The organism is Streptomyces sp. PTY087I2, from assembly GCF_001687325.1.
Classification (GTDB): Bacteria; Actinomycetota; Actinomycetes; order Streptomycetales; family Streptomycetaceae; genus Streptomyces.
In genome coordinates this window covers 17472-38078 of the sequence record NZ_LZRD01000028.1, presented here as the reverse complement: position 1 = coordinate 38078, position 20607 = coordinate 17472, and the positions used below count along the sequence as shown (strand labels likewise).

The 20607-nt window shown below is 73.4% G+C and carries 21 protein-coding genes; 10 read left to right on the top strand and 11 right to left on the bottom strand.

Annotation, left to right across the window (positions count from 1 at the left end; genetic code table 11):
• Positions 1-58: 58 nt before the first annotated feature.
• From A3Q37_RS28075 to A3Q37_RS28060, 4 genes are all read left to right on the top strand, one after another.
• Positions 59-1102: a family 2 encapsulin nanocompartment cargo protein polyprenyl transferase gene (locus A3Q37_RS28075; RefSeq protein ID WP_065488646.1), complete on the top strand. Its 1044-nt coding sequence runs from the start codon at positions 59-61 to the stop codon at positions 1100-1102.
• A gap of 93 nt (positions 1103-1195) precedes the next feature.
• Entirely contained in the window at positions 1196-1792 is a 597-nt protein-coding gene (locus A3Q37_RS28070; protein ID WP_065488537.1) for an N-acetyltransferase, read from the top strand.
• A 200-nt stretch (positions 1793-1992) separates the two neighbouring features.
• The gene (locus tag A3Q37_RS28065; protein ID WP_065488533.1) at positions 1993-2961 is read left to right on the top strand and encodes a DUF1648 domain-containing protein; all 969 of its coding nucleotides are present in this window, start codon (positions 1993-1995) and stop codon (positions 2959-2961) included.
• A 2-nt stretch (positions 2962-2963) separates the two neighbouring features.
• Positions 2964-3320 carry a GntR family transcriptional regulator gene (locus tag A3Q37_RS28060; RefSeq protein ID WP_065488532.1) on the top strand — a complete coding sequence of 119 codons (357 nt, stop codon included), beginning with the start codon at positions 2964-2966 and terminating at the stop codon, positions 3318-3320.
• A gap of 127 nt (positions 3321-3447) precedes the next feature.
• On the opposite strand, the gene snpA is transcribed toward A3Q37_RS28060, so the two are convergent.
• Entirely contained in the window at positions 3448-4104 is a 657-nt protein-coding gene (gene snpA, locus A3Q37_RS28055; protein WP_065488530.1) for a snapalysin, read from the bottom strand.
• Positions 4105-4419: 315 nt separating this feature from the next.
• Here snpA and A3Q37_RS28050 point away from each other — a divergent pair, with 315 nt between their 5' ends.
• The 5 genes from A3Q37_RS28050 to A3Q37_RS28030 all read left to right on the top strand — a co-directional run bounded on the left by A3Q37_RS28050 (position 4420) and on the right by A3Q37_RS28030 (position 9406).
• The gene (locus tag A3Q37_RS28050; RefSeq protein ID WP_065488528.1) at positions 4420-5373 is read left to right on the top strand and encodes a LysR family transcriptional regulator; all 954 of its coding nucleotides are present in this window, start codon (positions 4420-4422) and stop codon (positions 5371-5373) included.
• Between the two features lie 92 nt (positions 5374-5465).
• Positions 5466-6464, top strand: coding sequence for an NAD-dependent epimerase/dehydratase family protein (locus tag A3Q37_RS28045; RefSeq protein ID WP_255311972.1), 999 nt, complete (start codon positions 5466-5468; stop codon positions 6462-6464).
• A 156-nt stretch (positions 6465-6620) separates the two neighbouring features.
• Entirely contained in the window at positions 6621-8123 is a 1503-nt protein-coding gene (locus A3Q37_RS28040; protein ID WP_255311971.1) for a choice-of-anchor A family protein, read from the top strand.
• A 33-nt stretch (positions 8124-8156) separates the two neighbouring features.
• Positions 8157-8528, top strand: coding sequence for a DUF952 domain-containing protein (locus A3Q37_RS28035; protein ID WP_065488520.1), 372 nt, complete (start codon positions 8157-8159; stop codon positions 8526-8528).
• Complete coding sequence (locus A3Q37_RS28030) at positions 8525-9406, top strand: SDR family oxidoreductase (protein WP_065488518.1); 882 nt, start codon at positions 8525-8527, stop codon at positions 9404-9406. Before A3Q37_RS28035 ends, A3Q37_RS28030 begins: the two co-directional genes overlap by 4 nt.
• Positions 9407-9422: 16 nt before the next feature.
• Here the strand turns inward: A3Q37_RS28030 and A3Q37_RS28025 are convergent, their stop codons facing one another.
• The 8 genes from A3Q37_RS28025 to A3Q37_RS27990 all read right to left on the bottom strand — a co-directional run bounded on the left by A3Q37_RS28025 (position 9423) and on the right by A3Q37_RS27990 (position 18151).
• Complete coding sequence (locus tag A3Q37_RS28025) at positions 9423-10634, bottom strand: DUF1266 domain-containing protein (RefSeq protein WP_065488517.1); 1212 nt, start codon at positions 10632-10634, stop codon at positions 9423-9425.
• Entirely contained in the window at positions 10631-11818 is a 1188-nt protein-coding gene (locus tag A3Q37_RS28020) for a DUF1266 domain-containing protein (RefSeq protein WP_065488515.1), read from the bottom strand. The genes A3Q37_RS28025 and A3Q37_RS28020 overlap by 4 nt, the downstream gene beginning before the upstream one ends.
• Positions 11819-11861: 43 nt before the next feature.
• Entirely contained in the window at positions 11862-12536 is a 675-nt protein-coding gene (locus A3Q37_RS28015; RefSeq protein ID WP_065488513.1) for a response regulator transcription factor, read from the bottom strand.
• Positions 12533-13840, bottom strand: a complete 1308-nt coding sequence (locus A3Q37_RS28010; protein ID WP_065488512.1) for a sensor histidine kinase — start codon at positions 13838-13840, stop codon at positions 12533-12535. The genes A3Q37_RS28015 and A3Q37_RS28010 overlap by 4 nt, the downstream gene beginning before the upstream one ends.
• A gap of 28 nt (positions 13841-13868) precedes the next feature.
• Complete coding sequence (locus A3Q37_RS28005) at positions 13869-15041, bottom strand: acyltransferase (protein WP_065488511.1); 1173 nt, start codon at positions 15039-15041, stop codon at positions 13869-13871.
• On the bottom strand, positions 15038-16003 hold the full coding sequence (locus tag A3Q37_RS28000; RefSeq protein WP_065488510.1) for an alpha/beta hydrolase: 966 nt from the start codon (positions 16001-16003) through the stop codon (positions 15038-15040). Before A3Q37_RS28000 ends, A3Q37_RS28005 begins: the two co-directional genes overlap by 4 nt.
• A 194-nt stretch (positions 16004-16197) precedes the next feature.
• Complete coding sequence (locus A3Q37_RS27995; protein WP_065488509.1) at positions 16198-17070, bottom strand: alpha/beta fold hydrolase; 873 nt, start codon at positions 17068-17070, stop codon at positions 16198-16200.
• A gap of 145 nt (positions 17071-17215) precedes the next feature.
• Complete coding sequence (locus A3Q37_RS27990) at positions 17216-18151, bottom strand: helix-turn-helix domain-containing protein (RefSeq protein WP_065488507.1); 936 nt, start codon at positions 18149-18151, stop codon at positions 17216-17218.
• Positions 18152-18287: 136 nt separating this feature from the next.
• Between A3Q37_RS27990 and A3Q37_RS27985 the strand changes: the two genes are divergently transcribed.
• A complete protein-coding gene (locus A3Q37_RS27985; protein ID WP_176711526.1) occupies positions 18288-19331 on the top strand; it encodes a trans-acting enoyl reductase family protein in 1044 nt (347 codons plus the stop codon).
• Between the two features lie 18 nt (positions 19332-19349).
• Here the strand turns inward: A3Q37_RS27985 and A3Q37_RS27980 are convergent, their stop codons facing one another.
• Both A3Q37_RS27980 and sodN read right to left on the bottom strand, forming a co-directional pair.
• On the bottom strand, positions 19350-19985 hold the full coding sequence (locus tag A3Q37_RS27980; RefSeq protein WP_079138022.1) for a DUF2716 domain-containing protein: 636 nt from the start codon (positions 19983-19985) through the stop codon (positions 19350-19352).
• 139 nt (positions 19986-20124) lie between these two features.
• Positions 20125-20520 carry a superoxide dismutase, Ni gene (sodN, locus tag A3Q37_RS27975; protein ID WP_065488505.1) on the bottom strand — a complete coding sequence of 132 codons (396 nt, stop codon included), beginning with the start codon at positions 20518-20520 and terminating at the stop codon, positions 20125-20127.
• Positions 20521-20607: the final 87 nt, after the last annotated feature.

Here is a 20607-nt window from a genome sequence, read left to right as displayed (position 1 = left end):
GCCGCCCGGACCCCCGGGTCCGCACCCACCGCCTCGCCCCAGGGAGTTGACCGTGACCATGACCAGTACGGACGCAGCGACGGAAGGGCACGAGGCCGCGGCGCTCCTGGAGCGCACCCGTGCCGTCGTCGACCCGCATCTGCGAGCGGCCGTGGAGTCGCTGCCCGGCGGCATACGCCGGATCGCGATGTACCACTTCGGCTGGCAGAACGCCGACGGAACCCCGGCCGCCGGCCAGGCCGGAAAGGCCATCAGGCCGGCCCTCGTGCTGGCCGCCGCCCGCGCTCTGGGCGGCGATCCGGAACGCGCGCTCCGGGCCGCCGTCGCCGTCGAACTCGCCCACAACTTCACCCTCCTCCACGACGACGTCATCGACGAGGACACCACCCGCAGGCACCGGCCCACCGCCTGGGCGGTCTTCGGCGTCCCGGACGCCATCATCACCGGCGACGCCATGCTCGCCCTCGCCCAGCGGCTGCTGGCCGAGGACCCGCACCCGGCCGCCGCGCCCGCCACCGCCCGGCTCTCCACCTGCGTCATCGAGCTGTGCGCGGGCCAGCAGGCGGACTGCGCCTTCGAGGAGCGCGGCCCCGACGAGGTCACCCTCGACGAATGCCTTGCCATGGCGACCGCCAAGACCGGCGCCCTCCTCGGCTGTGCCTGTGCGCTCGGCGCTCTCTACGCCGGGGCGGAGGACCGGGCGGTCCGCGCGATGGACGGGTTCGGCCGGGAGGCCGGGCTCTCGTTCCAGCTCATCGACGACCTGATCGGCATCTGGGGCGACCCCGACCGCACCGGCAAGCCCGTCGGGGCCGACCTCTCCGCCCACAAGAAGTCCCTGCCCGTGGTCGCCGCCCTCACCTCGGGCACCCCGGCCGCAGCCGAGCTCGCCGCGCTCTACCGGGGGCCCATGAACACCGCCGCCGAGGTGAGCCGGGCGGCCGACGCGGTGGACCGGGCCGGCGGCCGGGACTGGGCCCAGGTCTGCGCCGCCGACCGGATGGCCCGCGCGGTCCACCACCTCTCCCGGGCGGTCCCCGACCCGAGCGCGGCGGGCGACCTGCTGGCACTGGCCGAATTCGTCACCCGGCGGACCAGCTGAGCCACCTCGGGTGACCGCCAGCGCCCTTTCAACTCTAGTATTCCGGAGGTTGGTTGAAGGAAGGCAAAGGCAGCGGAGAGGCGGCAGCCCGTCATGGGTATACGGATCCGGCAGGCAGAGCAACGCGACCGGGGGCTCGTCGTCTCGGTCATGGAGGAGGCCTTCCACGACGACCCGGTCAGCAGCTGGGTGTTCCCCGACGAGGCGCACCGGCGCGCGGTGCACGGCACGTTCCTCGGCGTCCTCGTCGACATCGCCCTCGCCGGGGGCCGTATCGACATCGCCGGGGACGAGGCGGCGGTGGCCCTGTGGCTGCCGGTGCCCGCCGGGGCCCCCGAGGAGGAGGACCCCACCCCCGCCCTGATGCGTGAGACCGCCGACCCGGACAACGAGCGCTGCGAACTGGTGGGCAGGCTCACCGGGGCGGTCCACCCGCACGACCGCGCACACGCCTACCTGCTGATGATCGGCGTCCGCCCCGACCGCCAGGGGGAGGGTATCGGGGCGGAGCTGATCGGAGGGGAGCTGGAGCGCTGCGACCGGGAGGGCCTGCCGGCCTATCTGGAGGCGAGCAGCGCCCGGAGTCGTGTGCTGTACGAGCGACTGGGATTCCGCTTCCTCGGCCGGACGGTCGATCTGCCGGACGGACCGCCGATGTACCCCATGTGGCGGGAGCCCCAGGCGGGTTGACGGACGACAGGGGTCCCGGGACAGGTCCCGGATCCGGATCGCCCGGCCCGGAGCCGTCCTGCCGGCACTGACGAACCGCTCGCGTCCGCCCCGTACCGCTTTCCGGTACGGGGCGGACGCGCGTCGCCGCACTGTCGCCCCGCTCTCCCCGTTGCCGCAGCCAAGTTGTTCTACTAGCATGCGAACAACGGAGGTTTTCCATGACAAGCAAGAACCTTGGCCGCGCGTCGCTCGCGGCCCTGCCCTTTGTGCTCGCACTCCTCATCGACCTCACGCTCTACGCCGTCATCGCGGACCGCCTGCCCGACCGGCTCGCCGTCCACTTCGACGCGGGCGGATCCGCCGACGGACATACGAGCCTCACCGCCTATCTGCTCTACACGCTCCCCACGCCGCTCGTGCTCGGCGCGCTGTGGGCCTTCGTCGCGGTCAAGGGCAAGCTCCACGGCCGCGCTCATCAGTGGCTCATCGGCGGAGGCTTCGCCGTGGCCGCGTTCCTCGGCTATCTGCTGATCGCCGTCCTGTTCGTCAACGTGGACGTCCCCGACGGCGGTTCGGCCGGGTTCCCGCTCTGGCACATCGCGGTGGCCCTCGGGGTGGCCGCCCTCGCCGGAGTCCTCGGGCTGCCGCTGTCCCGGCTGGTCCCGCCGCCCGAGGAGGACCCTCGCGACCGGGACCCGGCGGCCCGGGAACGGATCGCGCTCGCCGACGGTGAGGTGGCCGCCTGGGGGCGCGGTATCGGCGCCTGGTGGGCACCCGTCGCCGTGCTGGTGCTGCTGGCGGCCGGTGTCGCCGTCGGCCGGGAGCAGAGCTGGTTCATCGGGGTGCCGCTGATCCTGCTCGCCCTGGTGACGGGCACCTTCTGCCGCCCTCACGTCACCGTGGACCGGCGCGGCCTCACCGTCTCCGGTCTGCTGCCCCGGCCCCGGGTCCGGGTGCCGCTGGAGCGGATGGAGGCAGCGGACAGCCGCCCGGTCAACGCGCTGGCGGAGTACGGCGGCTGGGGCTATCGCATCCGCCCCGACCGCAGCGGCGTCATCACCCGCTCGGGAGAGGCCATCGTCGTCAGCCTGACGAGCGGCCGCGAGTTCGCCGTCACCGTCGGGGACTCGGCCACCGGCGCCGCCCTGCTCAACACGCTGCTCGACCGGCGGCGGGCGGGGCGCTGACCATGCTCTTCCGGGTCGATCCGACCTCCACCGTGCCGCTCGGCGACCAGATCGCCGCCTCGGTCCGGCGTGCGGTCGCCGAGGGTACGGTGGCCCCGGGCGAGCGGCTGCCCGCCGCCCGGGTGCTCGCCGAATCCCTCGGCGTGAACGTCCACACCGTGCTGCGCGGCTACCAACGGCTGCGCGAGGAAGGGCTCATCGAACTGCGCCGCGGACGGGGCGCGGCGATCACCGCGGGCGCCTCGCCGCAGCGCGCCCGGCTGCTGGAGAGGGTGCGCGAAGCGGTCGCCGACGCCCGGGACCTGGGCATGACCGAGGACGAACTGCTGACCCTCGTCCGTAACGAACTCGACGCCTGACAGGGGGAGGCGTCGGGGGACGTCGGGATCGCGAAGAGGACCGTTCCGGAAGCGGAACGGCCCTCTGTCGTGTGGGGGGTGCCGGCCGGTCCCGGGACACGGGACCGGCCGGACGAGCGCGACGGCGTCAGGAAGCGGAACGGGCGAGCGAGGTCAGGCCGTTCTGCCACAGCTGGTTGACGCGGGCCCGCTCGTTGGCGTCCGGCTGCGCGTTGGTGCAGGACGGGCCGGGGCCGCCGCCCGACATCAACTCGCTGCACGGGCCGGAGTAGTTGTCCGGCAGACCGAGCACGTGCCCGGTCTCGTGCGTGGTGACGCGGGTCGAGTCGTACTGCTGGTTCTGGGCGTAGTCCAGGAAGATGTACCCGCGGCCGTGGCCGTCGGTGCTGGCGTAGGAGCCGCGCGGGTCGTTGCCCTCGCGGTACGTGAAGTCCGCGTTGGAGCCTTCCTGGAGCTGGACGTTGGAGACCGAGCTGTTCCAGATCCGCGTGCTGTTGGCTATCTGGGTGCGGAAGGACGGCGCGCTCGACGCGTTGTAGGTGACCGTGACGGCCTTGATGCCCGGGTTGGCCGCGCGCTTCTCGGCGACCGACTTCATGACCGCGTCGAGGAAGGCGCGGTTGGCGGCGGCGTTCTCGCCGGAGCCGTTGTACGCGGCGATGGTGGAGGAGGCGGAAGGGGCGGCAGGGGCCGGAGTGGCGACGGCGACGGGTGCGGTGCCCAGCGCGACGGCGAGGCCGAGGCCGGCGGCGGCGGTGGCGACGGCGGTCCTGAGGTGTCTCATGGGGGGATTTCTCCTACCTGTCCGAACGAACCCGCGCCGTGGGGGTGTCCGCCGGGCGGACAAGGCGCGGGGTGGTACGGGGAAGAGTGTGGTGCAGCGCACAGTCGCCGGGGATGATGCCGAACGGCGATAACGCCGCCTTATCGCCGCCCGGTCCTTCTCTTTGCGCACGTCAGGCGCTCACCGTCATGCCATGCCCACGTCATCAACACGGCATCGTCACAGCCCTCCGGGCCCAACACTCCCTGAATTGCCGCTGTTTGGTGGGGTTGCGACGTCTGGTGCGCGGCGGACGGCGGTCATAGTCTCCGCTGCATGGAGCTGGAGGTGAGACACCTCAAGGCGCTGTGCGCCATCGCCGACGCGGGCAGTCTGCATCAGGCGGCCCGTCGCCTCGGCGTGAGTCAGCCCTCCCTGACCACCCAGCTGCAACGGATCGAGAACGTGCTCGGCGCGGAGCTGTTCCTCCGTGAACGGACCGGCTGCCGCCCCACCTCCCTGGGGCGGGCCGTCCTGAGCCGGGCCAGGCCCCTCGTCGACGGCATGAGCGAGCTGGTCGCCGAGGCGCTGGCGGAGGCCGAGGCCGCCCGGCCCCGCGGCTCCCGGCTGCGCATCGGCTCCACCGCGAGCCGGGTCATCGGCGGCTGGCTGCGCCGGCTGCGGGTCGCCCTGCCCGGTACGGACATCTCCCTGCGGGTCGACGTCTCCGCCCACGCGCTGCTGCGCTCGGTCGCGGCGGGCCGCCTGGACGTCGCCTTCGTGCACGAGGTGGAGGGCTGCCCGCTCGCGCTGCCGGAGGGCCTGGAGCAGCGCGTACTCGTCGACCGGGAGCCGCAGTTCATCTCCCTCTCCCGCGATCACCCGGCCGCCCGCCGCCGGGTGGTGGAGCTCGGGGACCTCGCGGGCGACCCGTGGATGGTCGATCCGACGGTGGACGGCGAGTGGGACGGCGTACGCCGGGTGCTCGGCGCCGCCGGACTGAACCCGCCGGTCCTGCACGGCGACTACCTCACCGCCGCCTCCCTCGTCGTGCTCGGCGAGGCCGTCGCCCCCTGCCAGCCGACGTCGGGCCCGCGCGACGACATGGTGATCCGCCCGCTGCTGGGCGACCCGCTGGCGGTCCGCCTCCTCCTGGTCTCCCGGCCCGGGACGGACATCGAGGTGGTGTACGGGCAGTTGGAGGACGCCTACCGGGACGCGGCGCGCCGGGCGAGCGGCTACCACGAGTGGCTGCTGCGCCACCGCTCACCGCTGGCCCGCACGCCCTGACCCGCAGGGTTCCGCACGCCCCCGGGAGTTCCCCGTTCTGCTGACAGCGTGCACGGGTTCCTCCACCGCCCGCCGGTGGGCAGAGTCGTTCCATGAGGCTTCTGATGCTGGGCGGTACGGAGTTCGTCGGGCGGGCCGTCACCGACGCGGCGCTGGAGCGGGGCTGGGATGTCACCGTGTTCCACCGCGGCCGTCACGCGCCCCCGCCCGGCGTGAGCGCGCTGACCGGGGAGCGGACCGCGGGTGAGCGGGGGCTCGCGGCGCTGGCGGAGAGCGGGCAGGACTGGGACCTCGTCGTCGACACCTGGAGCGGCGCCCCGGCGGCCGTCCGGGACGCCGCCCGCCTGCTGTCCGGCCGGGCGGGGCACTTCAGTTACGTCTCCAGCCGCTCGGTGTACGCCCACCCGGCCGCCCCCGGGCTCGACGAGGACGGCCCCCTGGTGACCGGCGCCTCGCCCGACGACGGCGGGGACGTGCCGTACGACCGGGCCAAGCGCGGCGGCGAGCTGGCCGCCCTCGACGCCTTCGGGGACCGGGCCCTGCTGGCGCGGGCCGGGCTGATCATCGGCCCCGGGGAGAACATCGGCCGGCTTCCTTGGTGGCTGTCGCGGATCGCCCGCGGCGGCCCGGTGATCGCCCCCGGCCGACCCGGCACGGAGCTCCAGTACATCGACGCCCGCGACCTGGCGGAGTGGATCCTGGACGCGGCGGCGGACGGGCTCCACGGCCCGTACAACACCGTCAGCCGCCCCGGCCACGCGACGATGGGCGAGCTGCTGGAGGCCTGTGTACGGGCCACCGGCTCCGGCGCCGAACTGCGCTGGACGGATCCGGAGATCCTGCTGGCCGCCGGGGCCGAGCCCTGGAGCGACCTGCCGATCTGGCTGCCGCCGGGCGAGCTGTACGACACGCTCCACCGGGGCGACCACACCAAGGCGTACGCGGCGGGGTTGCGCTGCCGCCCGGTGGGGGAGACCGTCGCGGACACCTGGGCCTGGCTGCGCGCGCTCGGTGGCACCGCGCCCCAGCGTCCCGACCGCCCGGCCGTCGGCCTCGACCCCGCGCTGGAGGCGAAGCTGCTGGCGCTCTGACGGCCGCCGACGCGTCGGCGGCCCGGCACTCCGGTGGTCCGACACGCCACCCCCGCGCGCGTGTCGCGCGAAGAAACCACCTATAGGCCTACGTAACCAGGCAAGAGCGGCGTGTCATACAAAACGACAAAGTGATGACCATGCATATTGCGCGGCATGGAACAGAAGGCGCGCAGGCGCGGCAACGCAATCCGGGCAGCAGTGACAGTGGCGACGGCCGCGGCGATGGTGGGCGTGCTGGCCCCGGCCGCGGGGGCCGATCCACTGCCGGGCGGACTGGGACCCTGCCTCGGCAGCTCCTGCCCGTCCAGCTGGAACGATCCCAACAACGGTCCGGTCATCGGCTTCGACAGCAACATCAACGTCTTCGTCGGCGGGGACTTCCTGGTCCGCGAGGCGGCGGCCGAGGCGGAGGGCAAGGTCGTCACCCTCGGCGAGTTCGACATGAACAAGCGGGAGGGGGTATCGCAGATCTACAACGTCGGCATCGCGGGCGTCGGTTCGCGGGTGCCGCCGCCGGACGGCTCCGACTATCTGACGACGGGCGGGGACATCACCATCGCCACCGGTCAGCGCCTCCTGGCCGAGGAGGGCGAGCACTCCGGCCGCGTCGCGTACGCCGGGAGTCTTACGGGCACGGTGAACCCCACCGACGCCCCGCGCTTCGACGAGGACGCGGCGGCCCCGTACACCCAGCTGCGCCCGCAGCTCACCGATGCCAGCCACTGCTACGCGTACGACGGCGACGAGCGCCGGGCGGCGACGGGCACATGGCAGCAGGTCGGCGACACGATGACGTTCACCGGCGACGGCACGTCCGCGATCCAGATCTTCGATGTGGACGCGGACCTGGAGTCGGAGGCGGGCGGCAACACGGGGTTCGTCTTCGACGGGATCCCCGAGGGTGCGACCGTCCTGGTCAACGTGTACGGCAGCACCCGCAGCGTCGCCACCTACATGGGCTCGTTCCCCAACGAGGGCCTCCGCGAGCACCTGCTGTGGAACTTCCCGGACGCCACCGATCTGACGCTGGCCGGCCCGGCCCAGTTCGAGGGCAGCATCCTGGTCGGCCAGCCGGCGAGCTCCACCGTGCTCAGCATGAGCGGCACCAACGGCCGCTTCTACACGGCGGGTTCGCTCACGCACACCTCGCAGGGCCAGTCGGGCGGCCAGGAGATCCACGCGTACCCGTTCGACGGTGACCTGCCGTCGTGCGCCCCGGACCCGACACCGACCCCGACGGACCCGACTCCGACGCCCACGGACCCGACCCCGACCCCCACGGACCCGACCCCGACGCCGACGGACCCCACCCCCACGCCGACGGACCCCACTCCAACTCCCACGGACCCCACGCCGACCCCGACCGACCCCACCCCCACGCCGACGGACCCGACGCCGACCCCCACGGACCCGACCCCGACGCCGACGGACCCCACGCCCACGCCGACGGATCCCACCGCGACCCCCACCGAGCCCACGCCGACGCCGACCCACCACACCCCGCCGCCCACGCACTCGCCGAGCCACCCGGGTGAGCTGCCCGACACCGGCTCGCGGGGCGGCGAATGGATCATCGGGTCCATCGCGGCGGCGCTGGTGGCCGCCGGCGGTACGGTCCTCGTGGCCACGCGCAGGGCTCGTCGCCGCACCTACTGACCGGCACGGAGCGGCGCCCGCTAGCGTGGTTCGATGACCGAACCGCTGCTGCACCTCGCCGAAACACCTCTGTGGGAGGCGGCCCGCGGGACAGGGACGTACGAGATGTCCACCCGCGACCGCACCCTCCGGCAGGAGGGCTTCATCCATCTCTCGCTGCCCCACCAACTCCCCGGTGTGGCGCGGATGCTGTACGGGGGCGACGACCGGGACCTCGTGGTCCTGGTCGTCGCCCCCGCCCGCCTCACCGATCCCGTCCGGTACGAGGCGATGAAGCCCGGCGGCGAGGAGTTCCCGCACCTGTACGGACCGCTCCCCGTGAGCGCGGTCGTCGAGGTGCGGCCCCTGGCCGACTGGTACCACGACTGGCACCACGACCGACGAGAGGAAGACGAACCCCAGTGATCGGCCCCCTCACCGCGGTGACCGGAGCGAGCGGAGCGGTCGGCGGCCGGGTCGCCCGGCGGCTGGCCCGGACCGGCGTCCCCGTACGGCTCCTCGGCCGCGACCCCGCCCGGCTCCCCGACGTACCCGGCGCCGACCATGCGCCCGCCGCCCCCTACGGCGACGGGGAGGCCATGCGCCGGGCCCTCGACGGAGCCCACACCCTCTTCCTGGTCTCCGCCCACGAAAGCCCCTACCGGGTCCGCGAGCACACCACCGCGATCGACGCCGCCGTGGCCGTGGGGGTGGAGCGGATCGTGTACGTCTCCTTCCAAGGGGCCGCGCCCGACGCCACGTTCACCTTCGCCCGCGACCACTGGGACACCGAGGCCCACATCCGTACGGCCGAGATCCGCCACACCTTCCTCCGGGACAACTGGTACCTCGCGGGGCTGCCCGCGATGACCGGGACCGACGGTGTCCTGCGCGGACCCGGCGGCGACGGGCGGGTGGCGGCCGTCGCCCACGAGGACATCGCCGACGCGGCGGCGGCCGTGCTGCTGGACGAGGGCACGGACCACGACGGCCGCGTCTACGACCTCACCGGACCCGAGGCGTTCACCCTCGCCGAGGCCGCCGACGAGCTGAGCCGGGTCACCGGACGGCCCGTCGTCTACGTCCCCGAGACCCGGGAAGAGGCCTACGCCTCCCGGGCGGGCTACGGGGCCGAGGACTGGGAGGTGGCCGGCTGGGTCACCTCGTACGAGGCCATCGCCAACGGCGAACTGGCCGCCGTCTCCGACGCGGTGCCCACGCTCACCGGGCGCCCGGCGCAGAGCTTCGCCCAGTTCCTGGTGGAGAACCCGGACAGCTACCGCCATCTGCTCCCCGGCGGCTGACCGGGAGACCCCCGCCTCAGCGCCACGGGATGTGCTTCCACGGACTGCCCTCGCTCTCCGTCAGCAGACGGTGGGCGAGGACGTTCTGTTCGTAGAACGGCCCGTACTCCTCCTCGTCGAACCGCAGCACCCGCCCCAGCGCGTACCCCGCGGAGAACTCCTCCCACGAGCGGTACGCCGACTTGCTCAGCGCCCCGGCGTACACGATCGCCGCCTCCGCGTCGGCCGGACCGCAGAACCGCGCCGACAGCCCCCAGCGCGCCAGGTTCACCGCCCGCCCGTAGTCGTACGCCACCGTCGTGCGCACCCGGCCGTCCGGCGGCAGTAGCCCGTCCGCGCGGAACCGGGCCTCGTAGCGCATGATCCGGCGCACCAGGTCCTCGATGCCCTTGACCGTGCCCGCGTCGGCCCCGAGGTCCTGGGCGTGGCCGGCGGCGGTCTCGCGCCACAGATCGGCGGAGGGCAGCTCGCCGATGGCCGTCGCCAACTGTTCGCGGGCGCGCAGCGCGAAGTCCGGTTCCGGCGGGCTGTTGGCCGCGTCCAGCAGGAAGTCCAGCTGCCGACGCCACCCCTCGTGGTCGGTGATGCCCCAGGAGTCGCGGAGCTGCTCGCGCTCGTCGACGTACTCGCGGTAGACGGTGCCGATCTCGTTCCACGGGACGGCGTTCCCGATCGCGAGATGCACCCCGCAGGCCAGCCCGTACGCCAGCGGCCCGTGCAGCGCGCCGTGCCGTAGGGCGACGAGCCGGTTGCCGGAGGCCCGGTCGTTCTCCGCGTACGCCCGTTGCCACAGGGCCAGGTCGGGCGGGGCGGTGGGCAGCAGCAACTGACCGGGCGTTCCCACGTTCACGCCCAGCCACACCTGCGGATCGGTCCAGCCGAACTCGGCGACCCACCGCAGCGTGACCCCGCGGAAGACCCAGTCCGGGTGCCACGCGGGCAGCATGCCCCGGGTGAGGAGCGGCCGGCAGACGAAGCCCGCCGGGTCGACGTGCCGCCGCCACATCACGGTCTCCGGGTCGGCGTCCACCTCGGCGCGCGGGGCCGGGATGTACAGCTCGGTCCCGGCCAGCGCGGCCAGTTGACCTCGTACGTCGCCGCGCAGGGCGGCTTCGTGGAGGAGCTGCTCGGTCTCGGACGGCGGGACCCAGGGGGCGGGCGTCCAGGGCGCGGAGGCGGGCGCGCCGGGGGCCTGGGGAGTGACGTTCGGGTTCGGCTTCGGGTTCATGAGGTTCGCGACCAGGGGAGGTTCCGGTAGGGACTGGCAGGATCCTGGGTCAGGGCGCGGTGCTCGGCGAGCGACTGCCGGTACGTGGCGTCCGCCGCCTCCGGACCGTCGTCCTCCGCGCGGTGGACCAGCCGGGCCATGAGGTAGCCGAGGGAGAAGTCCGGCCAGGAGGAGTAGGCGCTTCGGGCGAGTTCGCCGAGGCGCAGGACGTCCTGCTCGGCCTCGTACGGATCGGTGTACCGGGCGCCGAGCGCGAGCCGTACGACGTTGACCGCCCGGCCGAGATCGAAGGCGGCCAGGGTGTCGACGCGACCGTCCGGGGCGAGCACGCCGTCGGCCCGGAGCCGGTCCTCGAACAGGGCGACGTGGTGCAACGACCGTTCCGCCAGCGCCCGGTCGTCGGCGTCGCGCGCGGTGAACGCCCGGCCCACCGCCTCGGCCCACTCCTCGCGCGCCGGTGTCCGCCCGGTCCGGGCGGCCAGGGTGTGCCGGGTGCGCAGGACGGCTTCCTGGACGCGCCCGACCAGCTGGTTCTTCATCAGCGACGCGAGGCGGTCGCGGTACTCGGCGCGGTGCTGGATGCGCCACGGGCTGCGCAGCCGGGCGCGGTCCGTCGCGTAGTCGTCGTAGGCGGCACCGAGCCGGTTCCAGATCAGGCCGTTGGTGACGGCCAGATGCGCGCCGAGCGCCAGCCCGTGGGCGAGCGGACCGTGCAGAGGCCCGCCGCTGTCGGTGATCAGCACCCCCTGCTCGATCCCTCCGGAGTGCTCGGCGGCCTTCAGCCAGGCCTTGAGGCGCCCCGGCCGGGCGTCGACCATCGCCGCGTACGGGGTGCCGTGGTTCACCGCGAGGCGGCGCACGTCGTACGGCCAGGTCCGGGCCAGCTCGCCGAGACCCACCTCGCGGAAGACCCACTCGGGGTGCCAGGGCGGCAGCATCCCCTGGGTCAGGACCGGGACGCAGATCCGCCGGGTGGCCTCGTCGCGGACGGTGGGCAGCGGGGCCGTCCAGCCGGGGATGTCCGCGTGCAGCCGGGCGACGAGCACGTACAGCCGGGTCCGCGCGAGCAGCTCCACCACGGCGTCGGCGCTCCCGCCCGCGACCGCCGCGGACAGCGCCCGCTCGATCTCCGTGGGCGGCACCGTACCGACGCCCCCTGTTCCTGCCCCGTTCCCCGTCGTCACGGAGCCGATCCTACGAAACAGGCCCCGCGCCCCGCCCGGGTGGTCAGAGACCCGCCGGACGCACCAGCCCCGACTCGTACGCGAACACCGCCGCCTGGGTCCGGTCGCGGAGGCCCAACTTGACCAGGATGCGGCCCACATGGGTCTTCACTGTCTGCTCGGCGACGATCAGCTGCCGGGCGATCTCGGCGTTCGACAGGCCGCCCGCGATCAGCGTCAGCACCTCCGTCTCGCGCTCGGTCAGGTCCCCGACCCTCTCCTTGAGCGGCGTGCGGGGCGCCCCGGCCGTCCGGGAGAACTCCACGATCAGCCGCTTGGTGATGTTGGGGGAGAGCAGCGCGTCACCCGACGCCACCACCCGTACGGCATGGGCGAGTTCATCGGCGGAGGCGTCCTTGAGCAGAAAGCCGGAGGCGCCCGCGCGCAGTGCCTCGTAGACGTACTCGTCGAGATCGAAGGTGGTCAGGACGAGCACCTTCACCGTCGAGCCTTCGGCGGAGGTGATCCGCCGGGTCGCCTCGATGCCGCCCAGCTCGGGCATCCGGATGTCCATCAGGACGACGTCCGGGGCGAGTTCGGCGACCTTGTCGATCGCGTCGAGCCCGTTCACGGCCTGGCCGACGACCTCGATGTCCGGCTCGGCGTCGAGCAGGACCGTGAAGCCCTGGCGGACCATCATCTGGTCGTCGGCGATCACGGCACGGATGGGCGGGGTCATGGGGCGTCCTCGGTGGTCGTGGTGGCGGGCAGGAGCGCGGTGACCTCCCAGCCGCCGTCGGGCGTCGGGCCGGTGGCCAGTTCACCACCGAGCATCGCCGCGCGCTCACGCATCCCGAGCAGTCCGTGGCGTACGGCGGGGGAGGGGGCGGCCGGGTGGCCTGGCGGGGAGTTGACGACCCGGACGGTCAGCCCGGTGGGCCGGTGGTCGATCACCACCTCGGCGCTCGCCCCGGGCGCGTGGCGCATCACGTTGCTCAGAGCCTCCTGCACGATGCGGTACGCCGACAGCTCCACGCCCGGCGACAGCGGGCGGGGTGTGCCGGTGGTGGAGACGGTGACGGCGAGACCGGCGGAACGCACGGTGGCGACCAGCTCGCCGAGCCGGTCGAGACCGGGCTGCGGGGCATGCCGCGTACTCTGCGCGGGCGCGTCCTCGGAGCGCAGGACGCCCAGCACCCGGCGCAGTTCGGCGAGGGCTTCGAGCGCGTTCTCGCGGATGCCGGTGAGATTCTCCCGCAGCTCGTCGGTGGGGTGCTCCACCAGATGCGGGGCGACCTGTGCCTGGATGGAGATCACCGACATGTGATGGGCGACCACGTCGTGCAGCTCGCGCGCGATCCGGTTGCGCTCCTCCAGCAGGGTGCGCCGCGCCCGCTCCTCGGCCGTCAACTCGGCCTGGACGACGAGGTCTTTACGGGCCAGGCGCAGGCTGCGCAACGCCGCGCCGAGGACCAGGGCGACGACGAACACCGGTGCGGAGCGGTCCAGGTCGAGGTTGTGCCGCTGTGTCTGGTGCAGCGTGAGGGCCATGCCCGCCAGCAGCGTGAGGGCCAGCGCCCCCGTCGCGCGGCGCAGCGGGACGCGCAGTGCCAGCAGGAACAGCGCCCCGCCCTGGAACACCATCCCCATGACGCTCCAGGGGAACAGCCGGTCCGGGCTCATGACCGGCTCGGTGACCAGGACCGTGGTCACCGACAGCGCGGTCGCCGCCCACCAGGCCCCGACCGGGCGGATCATCCCGGCCACCAGCACCACGGACTGTGTCAGGGCGGCCAGCACCGCCCACCCGCTGACTCCGTTGCTCGCCTCCGTGACCAGCTCGTTGGTACGGGGCACCGCGAAGCAGGCGGCCGCGATGATCAGCAGCACCAGCAACGACGGCCGCCACGCCGGTGCGTCCGGCTCGCCCATGCGCGGCACCCGGTCGGCGGGCGCGGCCCACAACTCCTCGTACAGCGCACGCGGAGCCCGGTGCACCGCCGCCCGCAGACGCACCGCCCTCGATGGCGTCACCGCCCCCACCGCCCCCTCGGCTTCACTGGCCCTCAGACTAGGCACGACGCGCCCGCCCCTTCCGCTCGGGTGCGGACGCCCGTACGACGAGGGAGCCCCCGCTGCCGCGCCGCCCGCCCTGCTCGTAACCCCGGAACGCCACCCAGCACCCCAGCAGCGCCAGGGCGAACACCGGCAGCCAGAGCAGTCGGGCGGCCACCCAGCCGGCCCCGTCGGGCACGGTGTGCAGCCCCGGCAGCGGCCCGTCCGCGAGCAGCAGCGCGCTCGTCGTCACGACGATCATCGCGGTCTGGTGCCAGAGGAACACGGTCATCGCGGACAGGTTCACCACCGCCACCACCGCCCACACGGCGGGCCTGCGCAGCACCCGGCGCAGCGGCCCGAGCAGCAGCAGCGCCGCGCCGCACTGGGCCAGGCCGAACGCGACGACGGCCAGGCTCGGCGGGTCCAGATTCGACATCCGGCCGCCCGGAACGCCGACCATGGAGGCCGGATACCCCGCCCACAGCACGAGTCCGGCCGCCGCCGTCGCCCCGCCGAGCAGCAGCGCCCAGCGGCCCGCCCGGCCGCGCAGCCCGCCCCGGGCCACCAGCGCCCCCAGGCAGTACGGCACCAGCCACCCCGCGACCACGTTGACCCACCCCAGCTCGCGCGGACCGCCAAGACCCAGGCGTACGAGGTCGACGTGCAGCACCACCACGAGCGGCCACAGCGGATGCAGCCGCGCCACCAGTGGAGTCAGCGCGGTCAGCACGGCGAAGACCAGCAGGAACCACAGCGGGGACCAGACCAGCTTGCCCAACGCCCGGACGGTGGACTCGCCGACCCCGGCCGCCAGCATCGCCGCGGCCGCGAGCGCCCACACCACGAGCACCGCCGCCACCGGCCGGAACAGCCGAGCCAGACGGCCGCCCACCCACCGCCCGTACGGCACACCCCGCTTCCGCGCCGAGGCCCAACTCCCGGCCGCCACCATCCCGCCGACCAGGAAGAACACCGCGAGCGTCTGGAAGACCCAGGAGACGGGGGTGAGGTGCGGCAAGGCAGTCAGCGGGCTCGCCCCGCGCACGGTGCCGCTGTCGGCCACGAGCGCGGTGACCAGCCAGTGTCCGCCCACCACGCCGAGGATCGCCAGGGCCCGCAGGGCGTCGACGGCCCGGTCGCGGCCGGGCGGGGTGGCGGCCTCGATCCGCGCGACGAGCCCGGTCATCGGGAGGCCCCCAGCGGTTCGGCACCGGCCACGATCCGGGCGAGGTTCGTCAACGACCTTGACCCGGGCCGCAGGTAGTCGCTGTGGCCGCCATCGCCCGCGTCGAACACCTCGGCCCCGAACTCCTCCGCCACCGGATCGGTCCCGAACCCCACCGTGGCGACGAACGGCACCCGCACCCGGACATGCGGCACCCGGGCGATCCAGTCGTCCCCGCCGCGCCCCGCCCACACCCGCGCCCCGGTACGGAGCGCGGCCGCATCGTCGCTGCCGACCCCGGGGCTGCCGTAGAGGACGAGGGCGTCGGCGGAGGTCCCCGGTGCGGACCGGGCGCAGATCACCGAACCGTACGAGTGGCAGAGCAGGCTGATCCGGGCGGCGGGGCGCACCGCGCGCACCTCGTCCACCAGGGCGCGCAGCCCCGGAGCGGCCTGGTCGGCGCGCCCGGTCGTGAGGGTGGCCGGGCTGATGGTGGCGGGGGAGCGGTAGCCCAGCCAGACGATGACGGCCCCGTCCTCGCCCAACTCCCGGTGCAGCGCCCGGGCGTCACGCCGCAGCCGCCCGTACGCGTCCAGCCCGACACCGGCTCCCGGCACCAGCACCGCGATCCACCGAGCCGAGGACAGCTCGCCCACGACCTCCACGCTCCGGCCGCCGTCCCGCCCGTCGAAGGACAGGAACTGCCGCCCCGGCGCGGCCATCCCGCGCAGGGAGGCCGCCCGCTTCAGGTCCCCGTGTGCGTCCGCCGCCGGCTCGGCCGCCCGGATGTCGCTCCGGCTGACCGCGTACCGCTCCTCCAGCGCCGCCGGGCTCGCGTCCCGCAGCGGCCCGAGCGCGGTCGGCGCGGGGGCGGACACGGCCTCGGGCCGGGCCGCCCCGGACACCGGCACGGCCACCGCGAGGGTGACGAGGGCGGCGAGGAGGGCGCGGCGCAGACGGGGTCCGCGCGGGCGGTCGGGCATGGGGTGAGGTCCTTCCGTACCAGGGGCAATGCGTGCTTCCGGTACAGAAGTTATGAATGGGGGCCGGTAGTCGGCGTCCCGCTGGGGAGTGCACCTGAGGGGTGGCTCTCAGGTATGACGCGGGGTGTGCGGCGCCCGGTGTGTCAGCCCCGGCCGGATGGACGCGCACGACGTGGGCGACGCGGCCCGGTGCCTCAGCCCCGGCCCGTGTGGTCCAGGATCGCGGCGGCGAGCGGGGCGTGGACCTCGCGGGGGAGGGCGTGGCCCATGCCGGGGATCTCGACGAGCCGGGCGCCGCGGATGACCTGGGCGAGGTGCTCGGCGTGCGGGGCCGGGGCGACCGGTTCGGCGGGGGCCGAGGTGATCAGCGTGGGCACCTCGGTGGCGGCCAGCTGCTCGGTGCGCTCCATGCCGGAGTAGTCGGCGCGGGCGTGGGCGGTGCCGGCGTGGTGGTGGCCGGTGTGCGCGATGATCCGGCGCTCCCGTTCGCGGGCGTACGCGGCGTCGAACGGGATCAGGCCCCCGCCGAGCACCCGCCAGTGCTCGACGCGCCGCTCCAGCTCCGCCTCCGGACCCCGGTCCTCGACGGGCCGCGACCACAGCTCCATCAGCTCCGGGGAGACCCCGGGCAGCTCCTCCGGCGGGATGCGGCGGCCGTCCGGGGCGACGTACGGCGTGGAACTGAGCGCGTTCGTCCCGATGACGGTGGCGCTGAGCAGCCGCTCGGGATGGTCGGCGACGAGCAGCTGCGTGAGCATGCCGCCCATCGACATCCCCACCACATGCGCGCGCCCCACCCCGAACGCGTCCAGCACGGCGACGGCGTCCTCGGCCAACGCGGTGAGCGGATAGGGCTGTTCGTCGAAGGAGGCGGTGGAGCGACCGGTGTCCCGATGGTCGTACCGGATGACCCGGTGCCGTACGGCCAGCAGCTCGACCAGCTCGTCGGGCCAGCCGAGCCCGGACGCCTGCGCACCCATGACCAGGAGCAGGACGGGCGCGCCCGGAGCGCCGCGCTCCTCCGCCCAGAGGCGGACACCGGGGGCGGCATCGACGAAGCGTTCCATGGTGGACCTCACTGTTCCGGCGATGAATCTGAGACGATACGTATCGTCTTGTTGTGCTTGCAGGGTAGCCCCTTCCCGGCCCCAGGGCCAGTGGCAAGGGTGCGGGCGGGTGGATCTGGCGGACCCGACGGATCCGGTGGGTGCTTCAGGAGCGGAAGGTGCGGCGATAGGTGTCCGGCGGGACGCCGACGCTGCGCTGGAAGTGGCGGCGCAAGGTGGTGGCCGTGCCCATGCCGGCGGCCGCGGCGACGGTGTCCACCCCGGCGTCGGTCGTCTCCAGCAACTCCTGGGCGTGACGGATGCGTTGGGCGTGCAGCCACTGAAGGGGAGTGGTGCCGGTCAGGTGCTTGAAATGGCGGGTGAGGTGGCGCGAGCTCATCCGTGCCCGGTGGGCCAGATCCTCCACGGTGAGCGGCTGGTCCAGTCGCTCCAGCACCCACGGGAAGAGATCGCTCAGCGGATGGCCGCCCGGCGCGGGGACGGGAGTGGTGATGAACTGGGCCTGACCGCCGTCGCGGTGCGGCGGGACGACCAGGCGCCGGGCGATCCTGTTGGCGATCGCCGAGCCGTGGTCGAGCCGGACCAGGTGCAGGCACAGGTCCATGGCGGCGGCCTTGCCCGCGGACGTGAGCACATCGCCGTTGTCCACGTAGAGGACGTCCGGGTCGACGGTGGTTGCCGGGTGGCGCCGGGCCAGCTCCCGGGTGTGGCCCCAGTGGGTGGTGGCGCGCCTCCCGTCGAGCAGCCCCGCCGCGCCCAGGACAAAGGCACCCGTGCACAGGGACGCCACCCGCGCGCCCGCCGTGTGGGCCGCGCGCACCGCGTCGACCAGCTCGGCGGGCGGTTCGCGGTCGGTGTCGGCCCAACCGGGGACGATCACCGTGTCGGCGCGCGCGAGGTGGTCGAGCCCGTGGTCGGGTTCCAGGCGGAAGCGGTCGACCCGCACCGGGCCGCTCCCGCAGAGGGAGAAGTCGTACCAGGGGTCCACGATGTGGGCCAGGTCGGCCCCGAACACCTCCACAGCCACGGACAGTTCGTAGTGCAGGACGCCGTCGGCGACGGCCAGGGCGACAGAGGGCATGTCGGAAACTGTACGGGGTCTGTCGTTTCCGACGATCGCGCCCGAGGCGGACCGCGATCAGGATGAGTGGTGTCAAGCCGCGGCGGCCCACCACCGCGGCGGGTGGTGGAGCAGGTCAACAGCGAGGGGGAGTCCCATGGGGTCGGGTCAGCCGGTGGCGGTGTTCGGAGCGTACGGCCATACGGGCCGGTTCGTGGTGGCGGAGCTGGCCGCACGCGGATACGTCCCGGTGCCGTCCGGGCGCAACGCGCAGGCCTTGGAGAAGCTGGCCCTCGACCATGGCTGGACGGCCCGGGTGGCGTCGGTCGACGATCCGGCCTCGCTGGACCGGGCACTGGCAGGCGTGGTAGCGGTCATCAACTGCGCCGGACCCTTCGCCTCGACCACCGGCCCCGTGATCGAGGCCGCGCTCCGCGCGAAGATTCCCTACCTGGACGTGGCCGCCGAGCTGGAGGCCAACCTCGACACCTTCGGCCAGTACCGCGAACGGGCTCTGGAGGAGGGCGCGATGATCGTTCCGGCGATGGCCTTCTTCGGCGGACTCGGCGATCTGCTGGTCACGGCGGCGATGGGCGACTGGGCCGAGGCCGACGAGGCCCACATCGCCTACGGGCTCAGCAGTTGGCACCCCACGGCCGGAACCCGGCTCTCGGGCGCGGTCTCCCGCGAGCGGCGCGGAGACCACCGGCTCCGCTACCGGGGCGGAAAGTGGGAGCGCCGCACCGACGCCGCGCCCGCCCTGGAGTGGACGTTCCCCGAACCGGTGGGTCGCCGGCCGGTGATCGGGGAGTTCACGATGGCGGACGTCGTCACGGTCCCCCAGCACCTCGCGATCCCCGATGTGACCACGTACATGAGCGCCGAGGCCGCCCGCGACGTCGTCTCACCCGACACGCAGGCACCCGCCGCCGCAGACGAGAACGGCCGCTCGGACCAGACCTTCCTCGTCGACGCCGTCGTCCGCTCCGGCGACACCGAACGCCGGGCCACCGCGAGCGGCCAGGACATCTACGCCGTCACCGCGCCCCTGGTCGCCGAGGCCCTCGACCGCGTCCTCACCGGCCGGACCGGGACGCTCGGCGTCGTCCCCGCCGGTGAGGTCTTCGACGCCCCCGACTTCCTGCGTGCGCTGGAGCCGCACATCGCCTTTGTCCTGCATCAGGGGAAGGCCGAAGTCTGACTCTTACCCGCCCGCGCATCAGGGCCCGCACGCACCTCGCCTGCCCGCGCGCCAAACGTCGCGCCCGGTCCGATGTTCGGCTTCAGCAGCCGTGCGGGCCGGGTCTGCTGATTCCACCTGGATCAGGCCTTCTTCGTACCGGGGCATGGGCAGGGCCGGTGACCTGCGGATCGGCCGGCCGAGAAGCCTCTCGACCTCCGTGGATGCGGCGTCGAGGAATTCCTGACCGAACAAACACAGAGAGTATTCCCAGGGGTGCCCAAAACTGCCCGTACGGAAGTCTTCCGAGAGGTAGATGTAGTAGTCCCCGTCGGGGTACGGACTCAGAGGCCATGCCGGCTGCCCAGGGCCACCGACGCCCCGCGGCGTGAAGCGATACGAGGTGTGCTGCCAGTCGAGCGCGAGCAGGGTCGCATCCGGGCCGATGCAGGAAGTCAGCCCCTGCTCGACCACCTCGACCAGGCGGTCCAAACGCTCGTGTTCAGGGTCGTCGTCGAGCGCGGCAAGGCTCCAGGTAACCGACGGGACGGGCTCCTTGATGGCCGGCCACTTGAGGGAGCTCGTACTCGGCCGAAACGTGAACTCGTCGGAGAAGCGGTCCCAAACGCGTCGGTACTCGGCCTCGAGCAGCTCGACAACAGGACTTTCCATCATGGCCCGATGCTATCGAGAGGCCCGGGAACAGCACCGCACCCGGCCCACCATGGCCGCCGAGATGGCGGTCCGCGGACCGGGTGCGGTCCGGTAGGCGGTGTGACCGGCGGAACCGCAGGTCAGACAGCCCAGCCGGAGATCAGGCCTTCTTCGTCTCCCAGAAGATCCGGTCGACCTCGGCGATCAGGTCCAGCGCCTTCTGGCCCGTCTTCGGGTCGTTCGAGGCCTTGGCCGCGGAGAGCGCCTTCAGGGTGTCGTTGACCAGCTGGTTCAGCTCCGGGTACTTCTCGAAGTGCGGGGGCTTGAAGTAGTCGCTCCAGAGCACCGAGATGTGGTGCTTCGCGAGCTCGGCGCGCTGCTCCTTGATCAGGATGGCGCGGGTGCGGAAGTCCGCGTCCTCGTTGGCCTGGTACTTCTCCTGGACGGCCTTGACCGACTCGGCCTCGATGCGGGCCTGGGCCGGGTCGTACACGCCGCAGGGCAGGTCGCAGTGGGCGCTGACCTTCACCGTGGGGGCAAACAGGCGGGAAAGCATGGAGCTGTCCTCCTCGTGATCGTCTTCTCAGGTGGGACATTACTCCGTGGAGCGCCGCTTTCCGTGGCTGCCCCAGGGGCTTAGGTC